At 66.8% G+C, this 23729-nt stretch carries 24 protein-coding genes; 8 read left to right on the forward strand and 16 right to left on the reverse strand.

Annotated features, from left to right (window positions below; genetic code table 11):
- Positions 1 to 118: 118 nt before the first annotated feature.
- Entirely contained in the window at positions 119 to 586 is a 468-nt protein-coding gene (locus AB0N05_RS11710; protein WP_364691144.1) for an ester cyclase, read from the forward strand.
- On the forward strand, positions 583 to 2178 hold the full coding sequence (mdlC, locus tag AB0N05_RS11715; RefSeq protein ID WP_364691147.1) for a benzoylformate decarboxylase: 1596 nt from the start codon (positions 583 to 585) through the stop codon (positions 2176 to 2178). The genes AB0N05_RS11710 and mdlC overlap by 4 nt, the downstream gene beginning before the upstream one ends.
- Here the strand turns inward: mdlC and AB0N05_RS11720 are convergent.
- Positions 2175 to 3611 carry a carotenoid oxygenase family protein gene (locus tag AB0N05_RS11720; RefSeq protein WP_364691150.1) on the reverse strand — a complete coding sequence of 479 codons (1437 nt, stop codon included), beginning with the start codon at positions 3609 to 3611 and terminating at the stop codon, positions 2175 to 2177. The two genes, mdlC and AB0N05_RS11720, sit on opposite strands and share 4 nt — an antisense overlap.
- 256 nt (positions 3612 to 3867) lie before the next feature.
- Between AB0N05_RS11720 and AB0N05_RS11725 the strand changes: the two genes are divergently transcribed.
- The 3 genes from AB0N05_RS11725 to AB0N05_RS11735 all read left to right on the forward strand — a co-directional run bounded on the left by AB0N05_RS11725 (position 3868) and on the right by AB0N05_RS11735 (position 6215).
- The gene (locus AB0N05_RS11725; RefSeq protein ID WP_364691153.1) at positions 3868 to 4536 is read left to right on the forward strand and encodes an arsenate reductase ArsC; all 669 of its coding nucleotides are present in this window, start codon (positions 3868 to 3870) and stop codon (positions 4534 to 4536) included.
- A 38-nt stretch (positions 4537 to 4574) separates the two neighbouring features.
- Complete coding sequence (locus AB0N05_RS11730; RefSeq protein WP_364691156.1) at positions 4575 to 4742, forward strand: hypothetical protein; 168 nt, start codon at positions 4575 to 4577, stop codon at positions 4740 to 4742.
- A 192-nt stretch (positions 4743 to 4934) separates the two neighbouring features.
- Entirely contained in the window at positions 4935 to 6215 is a 1281-nt protein-coding gene (locus AB0N05_RS11735) for a glycosyltransferase 87 family protein (RefSeq protein WP_364691159.1), read from the forward strand.
- A gap of 99 nt (positions 6216 to 6314) precedes the next feature.
- Here the strand turns inward: AB0N05_RS11735 and AB0N05_RS11740 are convergent, their stop codons facing one another.
- On the reverse strand, positions 6315 to 7169 hold the full coding sequence (locus AB0N05_RS11740; protein WP_364691162.1) for an NAD(P)H-binding protein: 855 nt from the start codon (positions 7167 to 7169) through the stop codon (positions 6315 to 6317).
- Positions 7166 to 7687: a hypothetical protein gene (locus tag AB0N05_RS11745; protein ID WP_364691165.1), complete on the reverse strand. Its 522-nt coding sequence runs from the start codon at positions 7685 to 7687 to the stop codon at positions 7166 to 7168. Before AB0N05_RS11745 ends, AB0N05_RS11740 begins: the two co-directional genes overlap by 4 nt.
- Positions 7688 to 7745: 58 nt before the next feature.
- Here AB0N05_RS11745 and AB0N05_RS11750 point away from each other — a divergent pair, with 58 nt between their 5' ends.
- Positions 7746 to 8651, forward strand: a complete 906-nt coding sequence (locus AB0N05_RS11750; RefSeq protein ID WP_364691168.1) for a LysR family transcriptional regulator — start codon at positions 7746 to 7748, stop codon at positions 8649 to 8651.
- 69 nt (positions 8652 to 8720) lie between these two features.
- On the opposite strand, the gene AB0N05_RS11755 is transcribed toward AB0N05_RS11750, so the two are convergent.
- Positions 8721 to 9512, reverse strand: coding sequence for an SAM-dependent methyltransferase (locus AB0N05_RS11755; RefSeq protein WP_364691171.1), 792 nt, complete (start codon positions 9510 to 9512; stop codon positions 8721 to 8723).
- A gap of 283 nt (positions 9513 to 9795) precedes the next feature.
- Between AB0N05_RS11755 and AB0N05_RS11760 the strand changes: the two genes are divergently transcribed.
- A complete protein-coding gene (locus tag AB0N05_RS11760; protein WP_364691174.1) occupies positions 9796 to 10299 on the forward strand; it encodes a hypothetical protein in 504 nt (167 codons plus the stop codon).
- Between the two features lie 2 nt (positions 10300 to 10301).
- On the opposite strand, the gene ilvD is transcribed toward AB0N05_RS11760, so the two are convergent.
- The gene (ilvD, locus tag AB0N05_RS11765; RefSeq protein WP_364691177.1) at positions 10302 to 12152 is read right to left on the reverse strand and encodes a dihydroxy-acid dehydratase; all 1851 of its coding nucleotides are present in this window, start codon (positions 12150 to 12152) and stop codon (positions 10302 to 10304) included.
- Positions 12153 to 12266: 114 nt separating this feature from the next.
- On the opposite strand from ilvD, the gene AB0N05_RS11770 reads away from it, so the two are divergent.
- Positions 12267 to 12860: a TetR family transcriptional regulator gene (locus AB0N05_RS11770; RefSeq protein WP_364691180.1), complete on the forward strand. Its 594-nt coding sequence runs from the start codon at positions 12267 to 12269 to the stop codon at positions 12858 to 12860.
- 11 nt (positions 12861 to 12871) lie between these two features.
- On the opposite strand, the gene AB0N05_RS11775 is transcribed toward AB0N05_RS11770, so the two are convergent.
- The 11 genes from AB0N05_RS11775 to AB0N05_RS11825 are packed head-to-tail and all read right to left on the reverse strand — an operon-like array spanning position 12872 to position 23521.
- Positions 12872 to 13966: an alcohol dehydrogenase catalytic domain-containing protein gene (locus AB0N05_RS11775; RefSeq protein ID WP_364691183.1), complete on the reverse strand. Its 1095-nt coding sequence runs from the start codon at positions 13964 to 13966 to the stop codon at positions 12872 to 12874.
- Positions 13967 to 13977: 11 nt separating this feature from the next.
- Positions 13978 to 14991 carry an ROK family protein gene (locus AB0N05_RS11780; protein ID WP_364691186.1) on the reverse strand — a complete coding sequence of 338 codons (1014 nt, stop codon included), beginning with the start codon at positions 14989 to 14991 and terminating at the stop codon, positions 13978 to 13980.
- Positions 14988 to 15647 carry an HAD-IA family hydrolase gene (locus AB0N05_RS11785; RefSeq protein WP_364691189.1) on the reverse strand — a complete coding sequence of 220 codons (660 nt, stop codon included), beginning with the start codon at positions 15645 to 15647 and terminating at the stop codon, positions 14988 to 14990. The genes AB0N05_RS11780 and AB0N05_RS11785 overlap by 4 nt, the downstream gene beginning before the upstream one ends.
- Positions 15644 to 16516 (reverse strand): TIGR03619 family F420-dependent LLM class oxidoreductase, encoded by an 873-nt coding sequence (locus tag AB0N05_RS11790; protein WP_364691192.1) that lies wholly within the window; start codon positions 16514 to 16516, stop codon positions 15644 to 15646. Before AB0N05_RS11790 ends, AB0N05_RS11785 begins: the two co-directional genes overlap by 4 nt.
- On the reverse strand, positions 16513 to 17328 hold the full coding sequence (locus tag AB0N05_RS11795) for a VOC family protein (RefSeq protein WP_364691195.1): 816 nt from the start codon (positions 17326 to 17328) through the stop codon (positions 16513 to 16515). Before AB0N05_RS11795 ends, AB0N05_RS11790 begins: the two co-directional genes overlap by 4 nt.
- Positions 17325 to 18224 carry an NADP-dependent oxidoreductase gene (locus AB0N05_RS11800; protein WP_364691198.1) on the reverse strand — a complete coding sequence of 300 codons (900 nt, stop codon included), beginning with the start codon at positions 18222 to 18224 and terminating at the stop codon, positions 17325 to 17327. Before AB0N05_RS11800 ends, AB0N05_RS11795 begins: the two co-directional genes overlap by 4 nt.
- Positions 18221 to 19054: an SDR family oxidoreductase gene (locus AB0N05_RS11805; RefSeq protein ID WP_364691201.1), complete on the reverse strand. Its 834-nt coding sequence runs from the start codon at positions 19052 to 19054 to the stop codon at positions 18221 to 18223. The genes AB0N05_RS11800 and AB0N05_RS11805 overlap by 4 nt, the downstream gene beginning before the upstream one ends.
- Complete coding sequence (locus AB0N05_RS11810; RefSeq protein WP_364691204.1) at positions 19047 to 20051, reverse strand: alcohol dehydrogenase catalytic domain-containing protein; 1005 nt, start codon at positions 20049 to 20051, stop codon at positions 19047 to 19049. Before AB0N05_RS11810 ends, AB0N05_RS11805 begins: the two co-directional genes overlap by 8 nt.
- Positions 20048 to 21280, reverse strand: coding sequence for an MFS transporter (locus AB0N05_RS11815; RefSeq protein ID WP_364691207.1), 1233 nt, complete (start codon positions 21278 to 21280; stop codon positions 20048 to 20050). Before AB0N05_RS11815 ends, AB0N05_RS11810 begins: the two co-directional genes overlap by 4 nt.
- On the reverse strand, positions 21270 to 22319 hold the full coding sequence (locus tag AB0N05_RS11820) for a ketoacyl-ACP synthase III family protein (protein ID WP_364691210.1): 1050 nt from the start codon (positions 22317 to 22319) through the stop codon (positions 21270 to 21272). Before AB0N05_RS11820 ends, AB0N05_RS11815 begins: the two co-directional genes overlap by 11 nt.
- Complete coding sequence (locus tag AB0N05_RS11825) at positions 22316 to 23521, reverse strand: sedoheptulose 7-phosphate cyclase (RefSeq protein ID WP_364691213.1); 1206 nt, start codon at positions 23519 to 23521, stop codon at positions 22316 to 22318. Before AB0N05_RS11825 ends, AB0N05_RS11820 begins: the two co-directional genes overlap by 4 nt.
- Between the last annotated feature and the right edge of the window lie 208 nt (positions 23522 to 23729).

The following is a 23729-nucleotide window of genomic DNA, read 5'->3' on the forward strand; positions in this document are numbered from 1 at the left end:
GCCAGACACCGCCGCTGACAGGCGGTAATTTCCAGAAGGCGAACCGTTCGCTGCGTCAATGTTTATGATCTTGATTGCGGCAAGTCGCCGGGATCATGCGCCTCGACAGGGGAAAAACATGAGCTCAGAGCAGGTTGTCAAGCAGAACATGGTTACCTTCGGCCACGGTGACCGTTCCTGGAACGCCCGGACCCAAGAATTCATCGAATCCCACACCGAGGACGTGGTCGTCTATCAGCCGGGTTCGCACGAACCGCGGGTCGGTCGCCACGACCACTGGGGTGATATGGAGGGCTTCTGGTCGGCCTTCTCCGACATCACGATCGGACCCGTTGGCCCCGAAGGCATTCCGATGTACAAGGAACAATTCGGCTCCGGCGACAAGATGTGCGGCGTGAGTGTCATGACCGGAACCCACACCGGCACACTGAATCTATTCGGCCTCGAAGTGCCCCCGACCGGCAAGAAGGTCGATATCGAACTGTGTACCGTCGCCACCTTCAAGGACGGCAAGATCGCCGAGGAGCGGCTGTACTACGACATGCTGCTGCTGGCAATGGATCTGGGTGTCTGGCCGCCGAAGTGACCACCGTCCACGAGGCCTTCTACGAACTACTGCGCGCTGCCGGAATGACCACGGTGTTCGGCAATCCGGGTTCGACGGAACTGCCACTGCTGGACGGCTTTCCGGAGGATTTCCGCTACATCCTGGGTCTGCAGGAAGCCGCGGCCGTGGCCATGGCCGACGGGTACGCGCAGGCGACCGGCCGTCCCGCGCTGGTCGTGCTGCACACTGCGGCCGGAACCGGCAATGGCATGGGCAGCATTATCAATGCGGGCGCGGCCAATTCGCCCCTGGTGATCATCGCGGGCCAGCAGGCCCGCGAGATGATCAAGACCGAGGCCGTGCTCACCAATGTCGGCGGGGCGGAACTGCCCAAACCCGCGGTCAAGGGCAGCTACGAGGCGGCCCGGCCCGAGGATGTCCCCGCCGCGGTCGCCCGGGCCATCCAGTTCGCCCAATTACCGCCTCGAGGACCGGTTTTCGTCTCGATCCCGCAGGATGACTGGACGGCCACGGTCGACGGCGACGCCATGCGACAACTCCGCGTGCGCGCCGTTGTCGGGCGGACCGCCCCCGATCCGATGGCACTGGAAACCCTCGCGACTCGACTGCGCACGGCGCGAAATCCGGTGCTGGTCATCGGTTCCGACGTCGATGCCGCCGATGCGCACCGCGAGGCCGTCGCCCTGGCCGAGCGTGCCCGGATGCCGGTATGGCTCGCTCCGATGCCGTCACGGTGGGGCTTCCCGTCGGACCATCCGTATTTTCGAGGGGTGCTGCCGTCCGGAATACGCACTCTCGCAGAGAAATTGGCTGGCCACGATCTCGTGTTGTCGGTCGGCACGCCGGTATTCCGATATATGGAATACCTGCCCGGCCCGCAATTACCGCCCGGTGCGGACCTGGTGGCGATCACCTCCAGCCCGGACGAAGCCGCACGCGCGACCATGGGCGACGCCATCATCGCCGACCCCAAACTCGCACTGGCCGCCCTGCTTCGGCTCGTTCCCGCCTCGGACCGAGCCGAGCCGACAGGCCGTGAGAAGCCGCAAGCCGTCACCGACGAGACCGATCAACTCAGCCCCGAGGGTGTCTTCGAAACACTCAATTCCTCGGTGCCGCCGGACACGGTCATGGTCAATGAATCCACCTCGAATGTCTGGCCCTTCTGGGAGCGAGTGAGCCTGACCCCGCCCGGCGGCTATTACTTCCCCGGTGCGGGCGGCCTCGGATTCGGACTGGCGGGCGCGGTCGGCGTTCAGCTCGCCGACCCATCCCGTCCGGTGATCGGCGTAATGGGCGACGGCGCAGTACATTACGGCGCCACCGCCTTCTGGTCGGCCCGCCACCACGGCATCCCGGTCACCTGGCTGGTGCTCCGCAATGGCGAGTACGGCGCGCTCAAGAACCTGACCGGCCTCATGGGCGTCCACGACATTCCCGGCCTCGAACTGTCCGGCCTCGACACCACCGCCGTCGCCACGGCCTACGGCGTCGAATCCGTCCTCGTCCACGGCCGCGACGAACTCGCCGCGGCCCTGAAACGCGCAGTCGCCGCGGACACCCCGCAGGTGGTGGAGGTCCCCGTCTTCACCCGCAGCCCCTACGCCTAGCCGACAGCGGACACCCGTGTGGTGAAACTGCCGTGGAAGCCGGGGAAGAAGTGCGTGTCGAGGTGTGCCACGGCCACGGGAGGCTTTTCGATATCGCGGGCGTCGAGAATGATCAGCGCAGTGCGGTGTTCGGCCGCGAGATAGGTGACGGTCAGGATCCAGCCGTTGTCCTCCTCGGCCTTGGTGGATCGGGGTACGAAGACCGGTTCGCCCGCGAATTCGCCACCGGTGAAGGTGTGCCGGTGTTCGGTTCCGGTGCGGTGGTCGTACTTCACGATGGCCCCGTCGCGGTCGGGGTGGTAGGAGGCGAAGTAGCTGTAGCGATGGGCGCGTCCGGTCCGTCGTTCGTCGTGCATCGGGAACTCCAGCGCATCGAGTTCTCCGATGTCGGCGCGTTCGACCCGGCCCGACTTGGTGATGCGCATCCGTGCGGGTTTGCCCATCTCGGGCAACCGGTTTCGGAAGTCCTTCAGCGTGGTGGTCAAGAAGTCGAAGGAGTCGTAGCGCACCAGATCGAGGATGACATCGTCGCCGTCGTCGTAGGCATTGTCGATGTGCACGTACACGAACGGATCGCATTCGATGACGCGATGTTGTCCGCCGTCGCGGGGCACCAGCACGATTCGCATCCCCTGTTGTGGCCGGTAATCGGCTGCGTCACCGTAGGTTCCGCGCCCCAGCATGGCGAGTGCGGCGCGTGCCGGGTCGACGGTGATCGGGGCGAGCGCGAACACGAGATACCGTGAGGTTATGGCGAAGTCGTGCTGCACGATCACCTGGTCGAGCCGGACCAGTCCGGCATTGTGCAGCCGACCGTGCGGATCGACGCGGTAGCACCGCAGCCCGGCCGGAACCTTGTGCCCCACAGCGAGATCCAGCCCGAAGTTGAACAGCTCGCCGGTGACCGGATCGATCTTAGGGTGCGGGGAGAACCGGGTCAGCCGCGGCAATCCGCCGTCGAAATCGCAGGGGCCGAGGGTGCTCAGATCGTCGAGGTCGACCTCCCAGGGCCGTCCCACATCGCTGAGCGCGAGCAGACGTTCGGCGTGCACGACCGCATGGGTGTTCGCCGAATCGGCCGGAATCCGCCCGATATTGGCGGCCGATCCCGACGCCTGGGTGTACAGCCCCCGCACGCGCGCACCGCGGCCCGCCTCCTCGGCCAGGTATTTGGGCGTACGCACGTAGCGGGAACGGAACCGCACCTCGCCCGCGTCGATGACGAACTTCGACACCAGCCCATCGCCGTCGAAGGGATGTCCGGCGTGGAAGCCGCCCGCTTCCCACCGTCCCGGACCATTGCGATACAGCGTCCCCCGCAACTCCTGCGGTATCGCACCGGTGACTCGCAGCCGGATTTCCTCCGGTGCTTCCAGTGCCGGTTCGAATGCCCGTGCCGTTGCGGCCCTTCGGGCGTCGGTGACCGAAGACATGAGTGACTCCTCCGCAGTCCGGCGGCGACCCGAATGAGCGGCCCAGCCGAACGGTGAGATGGTGAGATAATTATCAACAAATCATCTCAGCACCGTTCGGGGGTGTCAACGGCGATGACTATCTGTACTTCGTCCTGGATCGGCCAGATCATGAGCCCGCGGCGCTCGCGGCTGTCGGGCCGTGGACGCGGGTGATCCGTAGAGTTGATCTCGAAGGCGTAGGACGGGAAAGAGCACGTCGACAGGGAAGTGGATGATGACCGAGGACCGCTTCGGCGAATCAGTACGCGATACGGTGTCGGCCGAGCATCGCGCGGCCCTGGACTCGGCTGCGGCACGGCTCGAGGAGGAGTTCGGCGGGCTGTCGGCTCCCTCGGATATCGAGAGCGCGCTGGTCTCTTCCTACGAGCGGCTTGCCGCCACCGGGACGGTATCGGATCAGCTGCCGCTCTCGGCCGAGCGGTTCGCTCGGGAACGGTTGATCGCCTCCGCGAAAGCCGAAGGGCGGCCCGTGGCAAGCGGGCCTGCGGTGTTGTTCGTGTGCACCCACAATGCGGGCCGGTCGCAGATGGCGTTGGGTTTCTTCACCCGCCTGGTGGGTGATCAGGCTTCGGGCTGGTCAGGCGGTTCGAACCCGGACCCGGTGGTCAATCCGCTGGTCGTGGCGGCCATGGCGGAGCGCGGTGTCGACATTGCCGCCGAATTCCCGAAACCCTGGACCGACGAATTCCTCCGGGCCGCCGACGTCGTGATCGACATGGGTTGCGGCGACACCGATCCGATCGTCTCCGGCCACCGCTTCGAACAATGGCCGCTACGCGACCCGGCAGGCCAGGGCATCGAGGAGGTCCGCGAAATCCGAGACGACATCGAAGCCCGCGTCCGCCGCCTCATCGCCAATCTCGGCCTCCCCGTGCGAGATTGACGGGTCGGCGTCGGGCCAGGGGAATTCCGCAGCGGTCCATGGCGACGACCTTCGCGAATACGATCCAGGACGCAGGTCTACGCTGGGAAACCATGGGCCCCAACTTCTTGTCGGTCTACACCGACCTCATGGTCGGATTGCTGGTGGACACCTTCCAGGGCATCCGCAGTGCGCTCACCGCCTCCGGGTCGAGTTCGGGATCCTGAGCGCTCGCGAGTCGTGGTCTCGCATGCTGGCCGTCCGTGAATTTCGCCGCTGCGGGGGTATCCCCATCGCGGCAGGTCCATGCGACTTCCGTACCCCGGACGCCGTCCGCCGGGGCTGACGCGGACTGGCGGGGCCGTGACGTCGTCACTACGGTGGGGCGGGCAGTCGGAAGCCGAATAGCTGGGGTGAGAATGGCGTTGTCGACGGTCGAGCAGGTTGCGGGCGCGAAACAGGGTGCGTCGCAACGGCGGGTAATTCCGTTGAGTGTGGTGTGGGCCGTGTCGGTGCTGGGTGCGCTGGCGGGGTGGTATTACCTCGGTCAGGTCGTGGCGGCGGGGCAGACGATGCTGCATATGGTTGATCTGGGCACCTATCAGATCGCGGCCGATCGTGTGGTGCACGGGGTTTCGGTGTATGACAGCCCGCTGCGGGGAAATACGCGCGGGGTGTGGGAGTTCGTGTATTCGCCGTTCGCGGCATTGTTGTTCGTGCCATTGGCCGGATTGCACGGGTCGGCGTTCACCTGGGTGGGTGCACTGGGCAATTTCGCCATGCTGACGGGGGCGGTGTGGGCGGCGCTGTCGATGCTCGGGTATCGGCGGGATCGGCGGTTGCTGGTACTCGGGCTGTCTATCGCCGGATTGTTGCTGCTGTGCGAGCCTATTCGGGAGACCGTGGCCTTCGGACAGGTCAATATTCTGTTGTTGCTGCTGGTCCTGGTGGATATGGCACTGCCTGATTCCTCGCGCTGGAAGGGTGTGTTGACCGGGATCGCGGCCGGAATCAAGCTGACTCCGGTGTTTTTCGTGCTGTATCTGCTGGTGACGCGCCGATTCCGGGCCGCTGCCAATGCGATCGGTGCGCTGGTGGTCACCCTGGTGGTGGGTTTGGCCGTGCTGCCCAAGGATTCGTGGACGTTCTGGAGCGGCGCGTTCGCCGATCCGGCGCGCGTGGGTGTTCCCGAGAACCCGCAGAACGAGTCCTTGCGCGGCATGATCGCGCGCTCGCTGGGCGCGGGCGATGTCGCCCAATTGCTGTGGCTGGCAGGCGCTCTCGCATTCACCGGAGCGTGCCTGTTCCTGGCGCGGCGGCTGTCGGCAACCGAGCGGGAATTGCCTGCCGTCGCCTTGTGTGGGCTGACCACCACGGTGGTCTCGCCTTACAGCTGGGTGCACCATTGGGTGTGGCTCGCTCCCTTGCTGATCTGCCTGGGTGATCTGGCGATTCGACGGCGTGGCGTGGTCACGGCGGCGGGTCTGGTCGTCGCGTTCGCGGTGGCGTCGGGCGGAGTGTTCGACCTGCTCGGCATCCATTACGGCAGTGTCTTCGATCTGCCCAACCGTGGTCCGTTCGCCGTGCTCGACCACAATGCCTACATCTGGCTCACACTCGCGCTTTTCGTGTCGGCGGCCTGGTGGCTTCGTCGGTCCGCCGAGCAGTCCGCGCGGACAGCGTTCGAGCTCAGCCATTGACGGGCGGCCGTTGCTCGACTTCGGGGAGGGCGGATACGTCGGCCCCTGGGCGGTCACGCTGTCGGACCTGACTCCGATACCGGAGAAGCCCGACTGAGATCAGCGGACTTGAGCGCCATCTCGCGTCGCGAAGGCGAGCCGGTGTTCAGTTAGGAAATCGACCAGCCGCAGGGGCTCATGGCCGGTCACGGTGCGGACGGTGGGAGTCGGTGTCTCCCGGTGTGTTCGGGTGAGAGCCTGGATCTCCAGCAGGTGGTCGACCAGCCAGCTCGGCTGTTCCGTCCGGTCGAGGTCGCGGCGCATCTGATCCGGGGAGAGGTTCAGGTATCGGGTGGGTCGGCCGAGCGCGGTGAGTAGGCGGGCCACCTCGGGATAGCTGATGGGTTCCGGTCCGGTCAGGACGAGGGCTTGTCCTCGGGTATGCCGGGTCGTGAGCGCGACGGCGGCGACATCGGCGACGTCGCGGGCGTCGACCATATTGAGCGGGTGGTCGCCGGTCGTGCCGGTGAACATTCCGGTATACGCGATCATCGGCGCGAGGCGCAGCAGGTTCTGATGAAATGCGTAGGGGCGCAAGAACGTATGGTCGAGTCCGGCGGCGACGATGGCGTGCTCGACCTCTCGATGAAGCCGCGCCACGGCCACCATGTCGGTCGCCGGGGCCGAGAGCTTCACGAGATGCTCGACTCCCGCTCGGGCAGCGGCCTCGACGACACTCAGCTCCAGATCACGTTGCCGGGGACCGTTGCTCATGGCGAGGAACACCTGGTCCACGCCGGTGAGGGCGGCGCGTAGGGCAACGGGGTCGCCCGCATCGCCGACGACGTACCGCACACCGGCGACGGGTTCGGCCGGTCCGATCCGGACCAGCGCCGTCACGGGCGCGCGGCAGGCGGCGAGGTGGGGGAGCAGTGCGGAACCGACGGTCCCGGTGCCGCCGATGACGAGGATCATGACGAAGTCCTTCCGGTGCGGGAGTTCACGAGAACGGGGAGCGGAGTGCCTCGGCCGCGGGACCGCACCCATGCCCGGGCGGCGAGTCCTCCGCCGAGAACCGCTGAGCCGAGCGTGAATTGGAGAATCGAGAGGTCCAGGAGTCCATTGCCGATCAGCACTGCGCTCACGAACCCGGCCAACGCCGCGCACACGAGAGCGGCCGTCGCAATGGTGCGGGCGACCCGTCCTCGGCTCGGAGCCTCGGGCGGGATGCGACCGTACAGCCACAACGTGACCAGCGCGGCCGCCACGGCGGACGGGATGGCAATGGTGGTGTACGAGGCCACCTCGAGCCGGGCCGCGAAGTCAGGGGCGGGAATGATCTGGGCATTGAGATAGGCACTGACGGCCGGGAAGGCGTAGGCGGGCACCGCGCTGCGGAGGACCGCCAACAGCCGCCCGGGCCCAGACCTGTTGTGGTTCAAGGGTTCCTCCGATGTCGGATCGGACATGAGGAACACTACGAATGTTGCCACCAGAGCACTAGACCTCGACTGGCGAACGCATTGTTGCCGTTCATGCAACGATGCCATCATGCCCGTACCCGACCTACAGCTCGACGATGTCGCCGTATTCGTCCGCGTCGTCGACACCGGCGGATTCACCGCGGCCGCCGACACCCTGCGCCTGCCGAAGTCGACGGTGAGCCGTCGCGTCGCCCGCCTGGAGCGCCGCCTCGGCACTCGCCTCCTGAACCGCACCACCCGCGCGGTGACGCCCACCGAGGCGGGCCGCACGTTCTACGCCCGCTCCGCAGCGGCCTTGGCCGAGCTACACGACGCGGCAAGCGCGGCATTCGACGAGCGTGAGATCCCGAGGGGCACAGTATGTCTCGGCGCACCCCCGGATGTGGGCGCCGAGGTCCTCCCCGCGCTGCTCGCGCAATTCGTCGCAGAGCACCCCCAGGTCCGCGTCGACGTGACAATCTTCGTAGATCCACCCGACCCGGTAGAGCAGGGTCTCGACGTGAGCCTGCAAGCGGGCCCCCCACGCCACCCCGCCCTAACGTCAGTCCAATTGCAGGACATGGGTTTCGGACTGTTCGCAGCCCCGTCCTACCTGGAAACGGCGGGCACCCCCACATCGATCGCGGACCTGGCAAACCACGCATGCCTGGTATTCCGGCCAGACCGCGACCGCGCCCGATGGCGGCTGTACCGCGCCGACGCCCCGGCCGTCGCCGCCGACGTGCTGGTCCGCGGCCCACTGACCGCCAACGACATCACCTTCGTCCGCCGCGCCGCAATCGCCGGAGCCGGAGTAGCCCTACTCCCTCGCCTGGTCGGCGAGATCGCCGTCCAAGAGGGCCTACTATCCCCGCTACTCCCGGAATACCGCACCGACGGCCACCCCCTCTACCTCGTCTCGCCCGCATCCCCGCACGTACCACTGAAGGTCAGGGCGCTGCGCGACTTTCTACTGGAACACTTCCCGCGATAAGGGGTGCCGGAGCGGCTTCGTGAACCTGGACTTATCCATTCCCCGCGAACCAAGGGATGTCGGACGCGATCAGGGTTTGCGGGCTACACCGCACCAGCAGGAGATTTTGGCGTCGTAGGCCGGTGAAGGCTCGAAGGTCTCCACGAGCCGCCACCTATGCGGGGGTACGACGCCCGGGTCGACCAGTTCGAGTCCGGCGAACCATGAGGTCACTTCATCGCGGGTGCGGACTTGCGCGGGGAGCTTGCGCACGCGGTAGACATCCTGCGCGGCGGCCACCTGCTCGGGTGCGAAATCCGCTGTGATGGTGCAGATTACGAGGTATGAGCCGGGTGCGAGGGCATCGAGGAAGGTCGACAGGATCTTATTGATATCGGCCTCGACGAAATGCAGCAGTGCGATCATGCTCAATCCGACCGGCTCGTTCAGGTCGAGGATCTGGGATAACTCCGGGGCCTGCAAGATGGCCGTCGGATCGGTGACGTCGCCGAGGATATAGGCCGTCGCCCCCTGCTCGCCGCCCTCCATGAGCGCCCGGGCATACGCCAGGACCAGCGGATCGTTGTCGACGTAGACCACCCGGGAGTTCGGTGCGGCCTCCTGCGCGATCTGGTGCAGGTTGGGTTCGGTGGGAATCCCGGTGCCGATATCGAGGAACTGCCGGATCCCGGCTTCGGCCAGGAATCGGGTGCTGCGGTGCATGAAATGCCGATTGACCCGGGCCGCGGTGCGAATATCCGGCCACACCCGCAGGATTTCCTCCGCGGCCTGGCGATCGATCTCGTAGTTGTCTTTGCCGCCGAGAAAGTAGTCGTATATGCGGGAGGTGTGCGGCTGCTCCAGGGGTGAATCTCCGTCCATTCAATCACCGCCTCAATTGCCCGATCGACGACAAACCCGCTAGCACAGGCTAGTCCGGCACGCTGCCGGACCGAGGGGTTTCACGGGCGTCGGTGAGTCCGGCCGACAGCACCGCCGCCATGGCAATCAGGCCCCATCGCGCTGGGGTTGTTAAGGCATTCGCAAGCGCCCCTCGGTACCGTCGCCCATCGTGGAGGGGGATTCCTTGGGGCGTAGAGCAACTGACAGCGATGGCATTCCGGGGTTTCTCGGCACCGATAGTGCTCGGGCGGTCGGCAGGATCGTGTCCCTTGCGACCGTGGTGATGATGTTGGTCGGATCGGCGCTGATCGCCGCGAGTTTCGTGGATCGAACGCTGAGCAGAACGGTGGTGACAGCCCTCGCGATTCCGGTGGTGCTGATCATGGCCTGGAACGTTTTCGTCCTCTGGCAGATCGGCGAACCCAGAGGGCATCGGTGGCGTCCGCCGTCGCGATTGGCCGTCGTGGTGCCGCGCCGGATTCGATTGCCGCTCTACCTGTTGATGGCGGCCTGCGCGGCGATATCGGTCACGGCCTGGTGGTTCGGGCGGAGCGGGATCCCGGGCTATGACTCCGCCCGGATGGCGTACGTCTTACGGTTGGGGCAGCGGACAACCGTGGTGACATATCAGGAGTACCGGCACGCGCTGGCCGTGCAACAGCGGTGGATCCTCGGAGCCGTCGAGGCCGGGCTCGCGCAATGCCTGCTCGTATCGCTGTGTCACCTGTGGTGGCGGCGACCGGAGCAGGCGCGCGACACCTCCTGAAGTCAGCCGAGTTTGGCCGGATCGCGGACTGCGCCCTTGTCCGCTGAAGTGGTCAGCAGGGCATAGGTTTTCAGGGCGAGGGAGATCTGGCGTTCGCGGGATCGGGGGCGGTAGCCGGTGGTGGATTCCACCTCGGCACGGCGGTGGGCCAATTCGGCATCATCGACGTGCAGGGTGAGTGTGCGAGTGGGGATGTCGAGGGTGATGGAGTCGCCGTCGCGGACCAGTGCCAGGGTGCCGCCCGCGGCGGCTTCGGGGGAGATATGCCCGATGGAGCAGCCGGAGGAGCCTCCGGAGAAGCGTCCGTCGGTGATGACGGCGCACTTGTCCGCCAGGCCGAGACCCTTGAGATAGGAAGTGGGGTACAACATTTCCTGCATGCCGGGGCCGCCGCGCGGGCCTTCGTACCGGATCACCAGGACCTCACCGGCGTGGAGGCGGCCCGACAGGATTGTCTCGACCGCGTCCTCCTGGGATTCCACCACCACGGCGGGACCGGTGAACGTGTGCAGGTGCGCGGGAACACCGGCGGACTTCACGACCGCGCCGTCGGGTGCGAGATTGCCGCGCAGCACGGCCAGCCCGCCATCACGCGAATGGGCATGGGCCGCATCGCGAATGCAGCCGTCGGCGGCATCGAGGTCGAGGGTGTGCCAGCGTTCGGACTGGGAGAAGGCGGTGGCCGAGCGCTTTCCGCCCGGTGCGGCGTGGAACAGCTCGGTCGCGGCCGGGGAGGGGTTCGCGGCGCGCACATCCCATTCCCTCAGCCACTCGTCGAGCGAATTCGCGTGCACGGCATGGACATCGCGGTGCAGCAGCCCCGCGCGATCCAGTTCGCCGAGCAGGGCCGGGATGCCGCCCGCGCGGTGCACGTCCTCGATCAGGTAGGTGCCGTTCGGTGCGACCTTGCACAGGCAGGGGATCTGCGGCGACATTTTCTCGATATCGGTGAGGGTGTAGTCGAGCCCGGCCTCCTGTGCGGCGGCGAGCAGGTGCAGCACGGTGTTGGTGGAACCGCCCATGGCCAGATCGAGTGCGATGGCATTGTCGAATGCCTGGTGGGAGGCGATGTTCCGAGGCAAGACGGAGTCGTCGTCGTCCTCGTAATAGCGGCGGGTCACGTCCATGACCGTGCGTCCGGCGGCCTGGTACAGCTCCGCCCGCGCGGTGTGGGTGGCGAGCGTGGTGCCATTGCCCGGCAGTGACAGCCCGAGCGCCTCGGTGAGGCAGTTCATCGAGTTGGCGGTGAACATGCCCGCACAGGAACCGCAAGTGGGACAGGCGTTTTCCTCGATGCGCGTCATATCCTCGTCGGACACGTCGGGGGAGACCGCCTCGGCCATGGTGACAATGAGGTCCAGGCGCGTGCGCACCGTGCCGTCGACCAGCACCGCGGTGCCGCCCTCCATCGGCCCGCCGGAGACGAAGACGGTGGGGATGTTCAACCGCATGGCGGCCATGAGCATGCCGGGAGTGATCTTGTCGCAGTTGGAGATGCACACCAGGGCGTCGGCGCAATGCGCGTTCACCATGTATTCGATCGAGTCCGCGATCAGGTCCCGCGAGGGCAGTGAATACAGCATTCCACTGTGCCCCATGGCGATTCCGTCGTCGACGGCAATGGTATTGAATTCGCGTGCGATGCCGCCCGCGGCCCGCACCGCCTCGGAGACCATCCGGCCGACCGGCTGCAGATGCGTATGTCCGGGCACGAACTCCGTGAAGCTGTTCGCGATCGCGACGACCGGCTTGCGGCCGATATCCGCCGAGGGCACGCCACTGGCCCGCATGAGCGCGCGGGCTCCCGCCATATTCCGCCCGTGCGTGACGGTGCGTGAGCGCAATTCGGGCACGATGCCCACCTCCTCAGGAAATTCCAACCCCACGGTTGCAACCGCAGGGTTGGAGTTTTGCACAGTCGTGGGTCAATCTGCAACCGCAGGGTTGGAAATGGTTGGATAGGCCACATGGCATGGGATACCGAGGGCACCAAGCGGCGACTGCTGGAAGCGGCGGTGCACGAATTCGCCGAACGCGGCCCTGACGCGGGTCGCGTCGCGGCCATTGCCGCCCGTGCAGGTATCAATAAGGAGCGCATCTACCAGTACTTCGGCGATAAACGCGGCCTGTTCGAAGCGGTCCTGACCGATCAGCTCGAACAGCTCGCGGCAGCCAGCCCACTCACCGCGGAGAAGGCCGGTGACCTGGCCGAATACGCCGGTCACGTCTTCGACTTCCATCACACCCACCCGCAATTCCTGCGGCTCATGTACTGGGAGGGGCTACAGCCCCGCGACGGCGAGCTGCTCGCCGAATCCGCCCGCGCCTCCCACTACGCCGAGAAGGTCGCCGCCCTGGCCGCAGCCCAGAAGGCCGGTGCACTCCCGGACGATGTCGCCCCGGGCTATCTCCTCTACGCGGTCGCGGCCCTGGCCGCCTGGTGGTTCGCGGTCCCGCAGGTGGTGCGGATGATCCTTGGTGCCGACACCGACAATCCGGAGGCATTGCGCGCGGCGCTGGTCGCGCTCGTCCGGCGGCTCGAAGTCCGTCCGCTCAACTGATTCGGTCCGGGTCAGCGGTCGAGGGCGACGACCAGGCGGAGCACCAGCTCGCCGTCCACGATGCGGGTTCGCGTCGCGATGATGGTGTTGAAGTAATGGATGCTTTCCTCGATTCCCACGGTGTGGGTGAGGAGCAGGTCGATGGAGTCGTCCCAGGTGCGTAGTGCGGTGGCGGAGGCAATCAGTTGGTCGCTGGTGACGCCGCGGTTTCCCGTGAGTGCGACGCGGCGGCCGGGCGCGGCGAAGGTAATGGTCGCCGGTGGCCAGGGACCGCCGGTATTGGCTTGGCGGACGCCGGAGATGTCGATGCCGGGCAGCAGCTCCGAGGTGGCCTTCGCGGGGACGCCGCCGATCGGGTGCGCGGCCACGACCCGGGCACCGAGAGTGGTGAGGGCCGATTCGATGGCGCGCACGGTTCCCCCGCGATGGGTGGCGACCAGTAGGGCGGCGGAGTCGCCCACGTGGTCGGCAAGGGCGCTGTCACCCTCGAGGAGGTTGATGGTTCCGGGCAGATGCCGCTGGGTCCAGCGCAGGCCCACCTCGCTGCGATGGATCACGATGACGCGCACCGTCGGGAACAGCAGGTGCGGGGCCGTGAGTGCGGCGAGATTGCCGATCAACCCGTCACCGTGGATGACCAGGGTATCCGGCGCGGCAATTGCCAAGCAGCTCAACGCATATCGTACGACGGCGAACGGTTCGACCAGGGTCGCGCGTCCGGACGGCAGATCCTCCGGCAAGGGCGAGACCAGGCCGCCGTCGACGGCCGATGCGCCGATGATCACCCGCTCCTGGAACAGGCCTTCGACATTGTGCCCCAGCAGGAATGACGGATCCGACGGGTGCGTCGGATTGACGACGACCCGATCCCCGACGGCGAACCCGTCGATGCCGGACCCCACCGCGGCCACCCGGGCCGCGCCCTCGTGCCCGACGATCTCGGAGGGATCATCGCGATCCCTGCGGAGTATCTGAATATCGGTGCCGCACAGGCTGACCCGTTCCGGAGCGAGCAGGAGCTCGCCCGCGCTGGGCGAGCGGGTCGAGCGTTCCTCGACCCGGACCGCAGGCCCGTGCCGGACGATCGCACGATGCGTGCCTGTCATGGATTTTTCCCTCACTTCTTCGTCACGGTGAGCAGGCCGCGGGCCATGGCGCCCGCACCCGCAAGGGTGTCGAGCTCACCTGGATCGCACACGCGCACATGATGTTCGGCCCATTCGCGCCCCAGCCACCGATCGGCGTAGGAGCGTTTCTCGCCGAGTTGGCGGATGAGTTCCGCACGGTAGATGTCGGACAGTCCTTCGACATACCCGCCACCGAGACCGATCAGGTCGATGCGTGGATCGAGGCACCGGATGACCCGCAGGAGTTCGGCCACGGGTTCCACGATCACGCTCAGAAGCCGTTGCGCCGCACCATCTCCCGTGCGCACACGCTCCGGCAGCTCGCCGCGGAGAGCTGCCGGACGCTCCACCCCGAGTGCGGCGGCCACCGCGGGCAGGGCAGGCCCGGCGGCGATCGATGACACATGCCCGAGTCCTCCGCAGGCACACGGCAGGCGCCGGACCGCCTCCGGTGCGGTGCTGAGGGCGGCGAGGTGACCGACCTCCCCCTGCATGCCGTGGGCATCGACGGGAACCGAGCGTTCGGTCATGTCCGCGACCCGCAGCGCGATGCCGCTGCTGATGGTCAGGTACCCGATCCGCCGGTCCGCGGGCCTGCCGAATCGCTCTGCGAAGCAGCCCAATCCGGCGGTGACATCATTGACCAGCCGCCACGACACATCCGGTCTGCGTTCGCGCAGCAGATCGGCGAGCGGTACCGGTTCCTCGGTGCCGCCGCCCCACAGCGGTCCGGACCCGTGGATCACGCCGGTCTCCTCGTCCATGGCCGCGCCCACCGACATCGCCACCCGGGCATCGGGCGGCACTGCGGCGCAGAGGGTATCGACGAGTTCCCGAATCAAGTGCGGCGCGGCCACACCGGGCCGGTTGAGCACGCTCGGCGACGGTACCCGGCTGTCCCTGCCGCCGCTCCGGATCCGCAACCAGGTGCCCCCGAGATCGATTGCCACCTCCGTTCTTTCGCCGTCACGCGCGGCGAGCCCGGGATATCCACCGGCGGTCACGCGCGGATTTCCACAATGATCCGGTCGCCCTGCGACCGCGCGGTCACGGCGGTCAGGTCGGCGGCCGAATACCCGCCCAGACTCCGATTCCCGCCGATGGCGACCGGCGTCGCACCGGATCGCCGAATGGCGAGCAGCCCCGCGTCGGAATCCTCGAAGGCCAGACAGGCTCCGATATCCGCGCCGACCAGCCGCGCGGCGGTGCGGAATCCCTCCGGATCGGGTTTGCCCGCAAGCACATCCTCGGCGCAGATCATGACGCCGGGCACGGGCAGTCCGGCCGCCGCGAGCCGCCGTGTGGCCATGGTCCGGGAGGCGGAGGTGACCAGCGCCCAGCGTTGCGCCGGTATCGACGCGAGTAGTGCTTGCGCACCGGGGATTTCGGTCACGCCGTCGACGGTTGACTCCTCCCGTGCGCGGATCCACGACAGTTCCGTCTCGAGGTCCGGATGCCCGGGCAGCACGCTCGTGACAATGTCGCGCGCGGTCCGACCCGGGAGCGTTGCTCGGATCGTCCCCGGTGAGATCCCGTGGCGTTCAGCGAAACTCAGCCAGGTGGCGTCGATCGAGGCGGCCGAATCCACCAGGGTTCCGTCCATATCGAAAAGCAGTGCCTGCGTGATCACGGTGGCCGGGTGGCGCGCGACCCGGGTCATCGGAGCTCCAGGATTTCCGCAGCCAGCCGCACCAGCGCCACATCCTCGGCCCATGGCCGCCGCAGCTGCTGGTCGCCGGGGTCGGTGTCCAGCACGACGGTGTCGGCCCCCAGCTCGCGCAGGAACTCGATATCGCCGCGGATCTGTTCGATGGAGCCGTAGCCCAGCGGGCGGCGGTCCTCGGCGGCGATCGGCGAGGCGGTCGGGAGGAAGAAGATGCGCGGGGCGAATGTCTTTCCCTCCTTCAGGCGTTCGACGCCGTGAGCGCATAACGCGCGGGTGGGGTGCAGCGGATGCCAGGTGGTGCCGATTCGATTGACCCGGGCCAGGGCGGGCGGGCCATTACCGCCGATCCACAGCGGTGGATGCGGGGTCTGCACCGGCCGCGGTTCGGTATGCACGTGGTGATTGCCTTGCGTGCCGGGATATTCGAGCACCGAGTTGGTCCACGCGGCCACCAGGGTATCGAGCGTCTGATCGGTGAGCCGTCCGCGTCGATGGTAAGGAACCCCGAGCACATCGAATGCCTGTGCCGCCCAGCCGACTCCGACCCCGACGATCAAGCGGCCATTGCTGAGCTGATCGATCGTCGCGGTGGCGTGCGCGAGATCGATGGGGTGCCGGTGACTGCCGATCAGCACCCCGATGCCGAGCCGCACGGTGCTGGTCTGCCCGGCCAGCCACGCCAGCGTGGACAGACTTTCGAAGAAGGGTGCGGGCGAACGACGGTGCGCGTCGGCGGTGAGCGCGACATGATCGGAGACCAGGACCGCGTCGAAACCGACCCGTTCGGCCTCCCGCGTCCAGGTCAGCATTCCCTCGGGGGTCATCTGCGGCCCGAAATTGGGCAGGTTGACACCGAATTTCACCGCACCGCCACCCCGTCGACGAGCAGCCCGAACGGCGTCCGCACCACGTCCGGTGCGGACCGTGCGGCCCCGCCGAGCGCGAGGTAGTTGCCGCCCAGCCGGTCCAGCGGACGCGGTGGCTCCTGCGCGCCGACCCGGTGTTCGAAGAGCTCGATATTGAGGCCATCGCCGACCACGACCATGGCCATGGCGGAGGTGCCCTCGACGTCGATCCCGAATTGCGCTCGCATGAAGGCCCGATCCGCCGAGATCTCGGTGCGCAGGACCACTGTCGCGGCGTGCTCGCGCTTCAGGAACTCCAGTGCCGCTTCGAGATCGCTGACGCTGTAGCCCGAATGGTCGAGCCCGAGCACGGACGGCAACGGCGCGTCCTCGGGTGCGCGGTGACCGTGGAAGAGCCGCGCGGTGGTGTCGGCGATGTAGCCCGGAACCTCCGGCCATTGCTGAAGTTCGAACAGCGTGCCCCACGGTGACCGGAAGTAGATCCACCGGTTGCCCGCGATCGGCCCCGCGGGCACGGTCATGATGTCGCCGAGAACAGTTGTCCCCGACAGTGTTTCGAGGTGGGCGACGGCCTGTTCGATATCGGCGACTCGGAAGCACAGGTGGTTGGCGCCGATATCGACGATGCGCGGCGGATCCTCGGATACTGCCGCGCGGCTCAACGCCACTTCTATGCCTGGCTCGAAACGCACTGTCGCACCGGCGGTGTCGACCGAGGAGGGGCCGATCAGCGAGCCGAAGTAGCGCAGCGCCTGATCGATATCGGGAACCGTCACGCCGATGCGGTGAACGAGTGTGGAGTCGGTCATGGGAGCAGCAGCACCTTTCCGCGTAGTCCGCCCGCACCGAAGTCGGCGTGCGCGGTGGCGGCGTCGTCGAAGGAATAGCGTCGGCCGACGGGAATATCGAGCCGCCCGGCGGAGATCTCGGCGCCGATTTCCGCCAGTTGCGCACCGCTTTCATTCACGTAGCTCTTGCGCGGCGTGATCCCGCGCTCGGGTGCGGGCTGCTCGTTATCGTCGATCGCGACGAACTGCCCGTCGTTGCACACCGCGCGGATCGAGCCCGCCACGCCCGCGGTGTCGACCACGGCGAGATAGGACGCGTCGGGGAGATCGTCAACGGTGGTGAACACTCGGCCGACGCCGAGTGCGCGCAGCCCTTCCACATCACCGGCTCGGGCCAGCCCATCGACCGCATGCCCGCGAGCGAGCAGCAGTTGCACCGCGATCCGGCCGACCGCGCCCGCCGCGCCGGTGACCAGGACGGCCGCGCCTTGCGGCAAGGTCAGCTTCTCCAGCGTCTGTGCCGCGGTGAGCCCACCGAGCGGAATTGCCGCGGCACTGTCGAGGGGGATTCCCTTCGGTGCTGGGGCGAACAGCGCGGCATCGGCGGTGACGCGCTCGGAGTAGGTGCCACGCCCGTGTGCCGGCTGCGCGATCATGGCGATGACCGCGTCGCCCACCGCGAATCCGGTGACCGTGGAGCCGATTTCGACGACCGTGCCCGAGACGTCCCAGCCGAGCACGGACGGATAGCTCAGTTCGATCGACAGGAAGCCGGAGCGGGTCTTGAGATCCACCGGGTTGACCGCGGCGGCCGCGACGGTGACGCGAAGATCGTTCGGTCCCAATTCGAATTCGTCGACCTCGCCGACCTTCAGTACCTGCGGGTCACCTTTGTGCTCGATCGTGACTGCTCTCATGCGGTCCTCCCATTCGCTAGGCGAGTGTCTGAATTGACTTGTGCACCGGCGTATCTCGCATTCGCCTCGGCTGCGGTCAACGCGAGTCCGCCATCGATGAGAACCGAGGTCCCGGTGATATAGCCGGACTCCGGCCCCGCGAGATATGCGATGACCGAGGCGATTTCCGCGACGCCGCCGGGTCGTCCGAGTGGAATGTCCGGGCGGGCGATCTCGCGATACCGGTGCTCGTCGTGCACGCCGTTCATGGCGGTGGCCGTCTCACCCGGGGCGACCGAGTTGACTCGTATTCCGTGCCTGGCGAATTCGAGTGCGAGCACCTTCGTCGCCATGCCGAGCGCGGCCTTGCTGGCGCAGTAGAGCGTGCCGCCGGAGATCGGGACCGTCTCGTGGATGGAGGTGACGTTCACGATGCTGCCGCGCACACCGGCGTCGATCATCTGCTTGCCGACCGCCGAGGCCAGGGCGATCGGTGCCAGGGCGTTCACCGCGAGTACCTCGTTCATGCGGGCGAAATCGATGGCGGTGCCGTCGGATCGGTCATTGACTCCGGCATTGTTGACCAGGCAGGTCAGCGGGTGCGATGCCGCGGCGGCCAGGCACGTATCGACGGCGGATTCGGGATCGCGCAGATCGATCCGGATGGGCACGCAGTCCACGCCGAACCGATCGCCGAGGTCGGCCGCTACCCGGCCGATCCGATCGACGCCGGAGGCGTAGCCGAGCAGCAGTCGATATCCGCGCTCGGCGAGGGCCGCCGCGGCGGCCCGTCCGATACCGCTGCTCGCCCCGGTGATCAGGGCGGTTCCCGGGTGCGGGGGTTCAGCCAAGTCCGATCACCACCTTGGGGCGCGAACCACGGTGTGCCAGCGAATGGAACGCCCGCTTGACCTCGGTCAGCGGAATCACCTCATCGATGAACCCGCCGAGGGTTCCGGCGAGATCGGCGAACATGGCGACGGCCTGCGGGTAGTGGTCGACCCCGTGCCGGACGCCGGTGATCCGGATTCCGTCGAGTGCGATCAGGCCGGGATCGACTTGTTCGGGGTATGCGGAGACGCCGACGAGCAGGCATTGACCGCCGGGGCGCAGGTGCGTGATGGCCGCTCCGAGAGCGCCGGGCGCGCCCGAACATTCGAAGACGACGTCATACCGGCCGGTGGCATCGTCGGCGGTGGGGAAGTGGTGCCGGAACGATCCCGGCGCGAGATGCGCGATCGAACCCGGTTCCACGACATCCACGGTCACCGGATAGCCGGACAGGACCGCGACGGCCAACCCGCCGATGGTTCCCGCGCCGATGACAAGCACGCGATCCCGCGGCGACAGCTCCGCGTGCCGTACCGCTTCCAGCACGGTCACGAGCGGCTCGATCAGCACGTGCGCCGGTTGTGCACCACCCGGTGGTCGCCCGAGCGAGACGAGCGTGTGCCGCGGCATGGTCAGCAATTCCGAGGCGGCGCCCGGCCAGCCGTAGAGGCCGACCTCCTTGAGTGAGGTGCACAGATTGCGCCGCCCGGAGGCACAGGATCGGCAGGATTGACAGTGGATCATGGTGCTACCGGTCACCACCTCGCCCTCCTGGAGGTCGGGCACGCTGGGGCAGCACGAGCGCACGGTCCCGACCCACTCGTGCCCGAACCGGTGCGGATAGGTCACCCGGCCGTCCGCGATATACGGTGAAGTCCCGTGCAGCAGTTCGAGATCCGTCCCGCACAGGCCGACATAGTCGACCGCGATGAGTACTTCGCCGGGCCCGCGTTCGGGTCGCGCCAAGGACACGACCGAGGCCGAATGCGGACCATCGATGACGGCGGCTCGCATCATGGCGTGCCCGCTTCCGCACCGGTCACGGCCCGCGACCCGGCACCCTCGCGCACGCTGACCGCGAGCAGGCCCACCGCGGCGAGCCCGAGCACCGCACCGACGACCGGCAGCACCGACAGTGAACCACCGAGCGACAGTGTCGCCGAACCGATCCAGGCCCCGGCGGCATTGGCCAGCTGGAAGCCTGCGATATTGACCGTCGCCGCCAGGTGTGGAGCCTCGCTCGCGGCGGTGATCAACTTCGAGGCCAACGGGGGGATAATGGAGAACCCCGCCGCGCCGAGCACGAACATCCAAGGCGCGGTGAACCATTGGTGCCCGCCGAAGACCGCTAGCCCGGCCAGGGCGAGCACCAGAGCGGCCAGTGCGACATACAGCGTCTGATTGATCGACTTGTCGGCGAAGTAGCCGCCGAGCTGATTGCCCAGCACCGAGCCGACGCCGAAGACGAACAGCAGCACCGTGACGGTGCCGGAGGAGAATCCGGTGTAGTCGTTCAAATACGGTGCGATATAGGTGAATACGACGAACAGCGCGGCCTGCCCGAGCGCCGTGAGCCCGAGCGCCCACAGGACCGGTGCCTTGGTGAACACCGACAGTTCGGAGGTGATGCTGCCGCCCTGATGGTTCGGAGCCTTGCGGGTGGCGGCGATCAGGCCGATGGTGACCACCACCTGGAATACGGCCACCACGACGAACGACCAGCGCCATCCGAGCTGATTGCCGATCAGCGTGCCCAGTGGAACGCCCAGCACGGTGGCCAGATTCAGCCCGAGCGCGACCCGTGCGATGACCCTGCCCTGGAATTCCGGCTCCACCAGCGAGGTGGCCAGCACCAGGCACAGCGCGAAGAAGGTGGCGTGCGGGAGCGCGGTGATGATCCGGAACACCACCAGCGTCGCGAAGTTCGGTGCCAGCGCGGTGCCGATATTGCCGAGGATGAAGACGGCCATCGAGCCGATGATCAATGGCGTGCGGCGCACGCGGGTGGTCGCGATGGTGAGCAGCGGCCCGCCGATCATGACGGTGACCGCGTAGATGGTGATCAGCAGTCCGGAGGTCGAGTCGCTGACGCCGATATCGCTCGAAATATCCTGCAGGACACCGGCTACCAGGTATTCGACGGTGCCGACGCCGAATACCGCCAGCAGCATCCACAGGATGGCGGCATTGGCATTGACCGGTGATCGTGTTTCGGGCCCGAGAGTGCCGGGTGTTTCAGTGACCATCGAGCGTGTGCTCCTCTTCCTCGACGCCGGTGTACTCCACGACGGCGCATCCCCAGGTGAATCCGACACCGATCCCGGTGAGCAGCAGGCGATCTCCGGTTTTCAGCGTGCCGGAGCGGCGCACGATATCGAGACCGATGAACGGGTCCGCGGCTCCGGTGTGGCCGATCGTGTGTCCCTTGTCGATCAGCGTTTGCTCGGGATGGATTTTCAGTGGTTCGAGAACTTGTTTGCGCAGTAGGACATTGCCGAAATTGGGCACGATCCAGGTCTTGATGTCGTCGTGCTCGCTGTCGGCGTCGGCCAGGGCGACCTCGGCGCATCGGGTCAGCGCCGCGCTATTGCGCGACCAGAATTCGGCGATATCGTGCGTCTGAGTGAAACCGGCGACCCGGGCGATCAGATCGATCGGTGCGGCCGTGGCGTAGTACGGCATTGACAGCGAATCCTGCCCCCGGTGCATCTGTTCCAACTTCGGATCGCTCACGACCGAGGTGGACAACAGCCGGAAAGGGCCGCCGTCGTAGCCGAGCACCGCGGCTCCGGCCCCGTCGCCGTACACGAGTCCGCTGTCGGAGGCCCAGCGATCGAACAGCGGCAATTGCCAAGCGTCCGAGGCGGTGACAAGTCCTTTGCCCGAGCCCGCGCACCACCGGGCGATCAGCTCCATGCCGACAATCCCACCGGCACAGGCGGTTCGGATCTCGATGGGAATGCAGTCCTCGATATCGAGCCGGTTCTGGATGTAGGACCCGCAGTTCCAGGCTTCGAGGCCATTGTGCAGCACTACCGCGTGCACCAGGACGTCGATATCCGACGGCCGCGCACCGGCATCCGCGAGTGCGGCCCGCCCGGCGGTGACGGCCATCTCGGGTGCGGATTCACCGGCCTCGGGCCGCGCGATCACCGCCGAGACCTGCCCGGTCTTCTCGTGTTCGAGCTCGGGAAATCGCCCCTGCGCCACCATATCCGCCGCGATTTCCCGCCGGTCGGGCAGGAATGAGCCGAATCCCTCGATATAGAGGTCGTTCCATCTCATGAGCGAACCGCGGTTCGTGCCGAACTCAGTTCGGCCGCCGCCTCGGCGAGCTCACCGGGTGTCACATTATTGACGAAGCGATGCCTGCCTATGCCTACCGGCAGCGGTAGTCGCTGCTCGCCATCGCGATGGCGCACGGTATCGGCCAGCGCGGCGTCGAGGACTCCGGGCCGGGCCAGTACCTCGTTCCAGGTCGGCAGTTCCAGACGCTTCATCAAGAGCAGGATTCGGTCCCGTTCTGCGCCGGTGATCTCGCCGCGCCGGTGTGCCAGCACGGTGGTGAGCGCCATGTCGATGGTGACGGCCTCACCGTGCAGCAGGGCGGGCAGGGCCGCCATTTCCAGTGTGGGACTGAAGGTATGGCCGTAGTCGACACAGCGCTCCAGACATAGCTCCCAAAGATTGGGCTGGAGTTCTTCGAGCATGAGGTGGATCGACTCCGCGACAATGCGGCGCGCGGCGGAGTCGAGTTGTTCTGTGCTGCCTTGGAATCGGTCCGCGATGAGGGCCGGGCCGAAGTCCTCCAGTAGTTCGAACAGCTCACTCGACCTGACCAGCGCCATCTTCAGGATCTCGGCGAAACCGTTGGAGAGCTGGCGGGTTTCGAGCGTCCGCAGGAAGGTGCGGTCCACGAAGGTCGCGATGGCCGGGGCGTAGGTGCCGAGCCGGTTCTTCCCCTCGCCGTAGTTGACGCCGGTCTTGACTCCGACCCCGGCATCGACGAGGCCGATGAGCGTGGTCGGAATGCGCACGTACGGTGTGCCGCGGCGATACAAGCTGGCCGCGAATCCGACGACATCGAGGAGGACACCGCCGCCGATGGCGATGACCGGTTCGCGTCGCCGGTCCAGGCCGAAGTCGTTCATGGCGTCGACGACGCTGGTCACCGACGCCCAGTTCTTGACGCTTTCATCGGCGCGCACCACGAGAAAGGTCGCGGCGATCCCGTGCACGGTGAACCAGTGTTCGATCCGATCGCGGTAGAGCCGGGCGATATTCGAATCGAGGACGACCAGCCGGCGGTCCCCGGATCGGACGACCGCGTCGCGACAGCCGTCGAGCAATTGGGTGTTGTGCGGATCGAACAGGTCCGTCGCGGCGATGACGTGGTACCTGATCTGCTTGACGGACTCGACGGTCCAGGCGGGTTGGGCCGAATAACTATGGCTGAGGCCATGTTTGAGTGACGCACTGCTGCGCATGTCGTATCCCATCGGCGAGAAGTTCGGGCTGCTTCCTCCAAAGACCCACAGACGACGTCACTGTCGCCACCGGACACGGCACCGCCTGGAATTCCGGGTGCCGTCGCGGCGGAAGATGTTCCCCCTTCGTTAGCGACGGTATCATTCGTGTATCGAGCGATACAGGAGTAAAATTCTCGTTGATTGAGTGATCTCTCTCACTCGGCAA

It is taken from the genome of Nocardia sp. NPDC051030, from assembly GCF_040683015.1.
Classification (GTDB): Bacteria; Actinomycetota; Actinomycetes; order Mycobacteriales; family Mycobacteriaceae; genus Nocardia.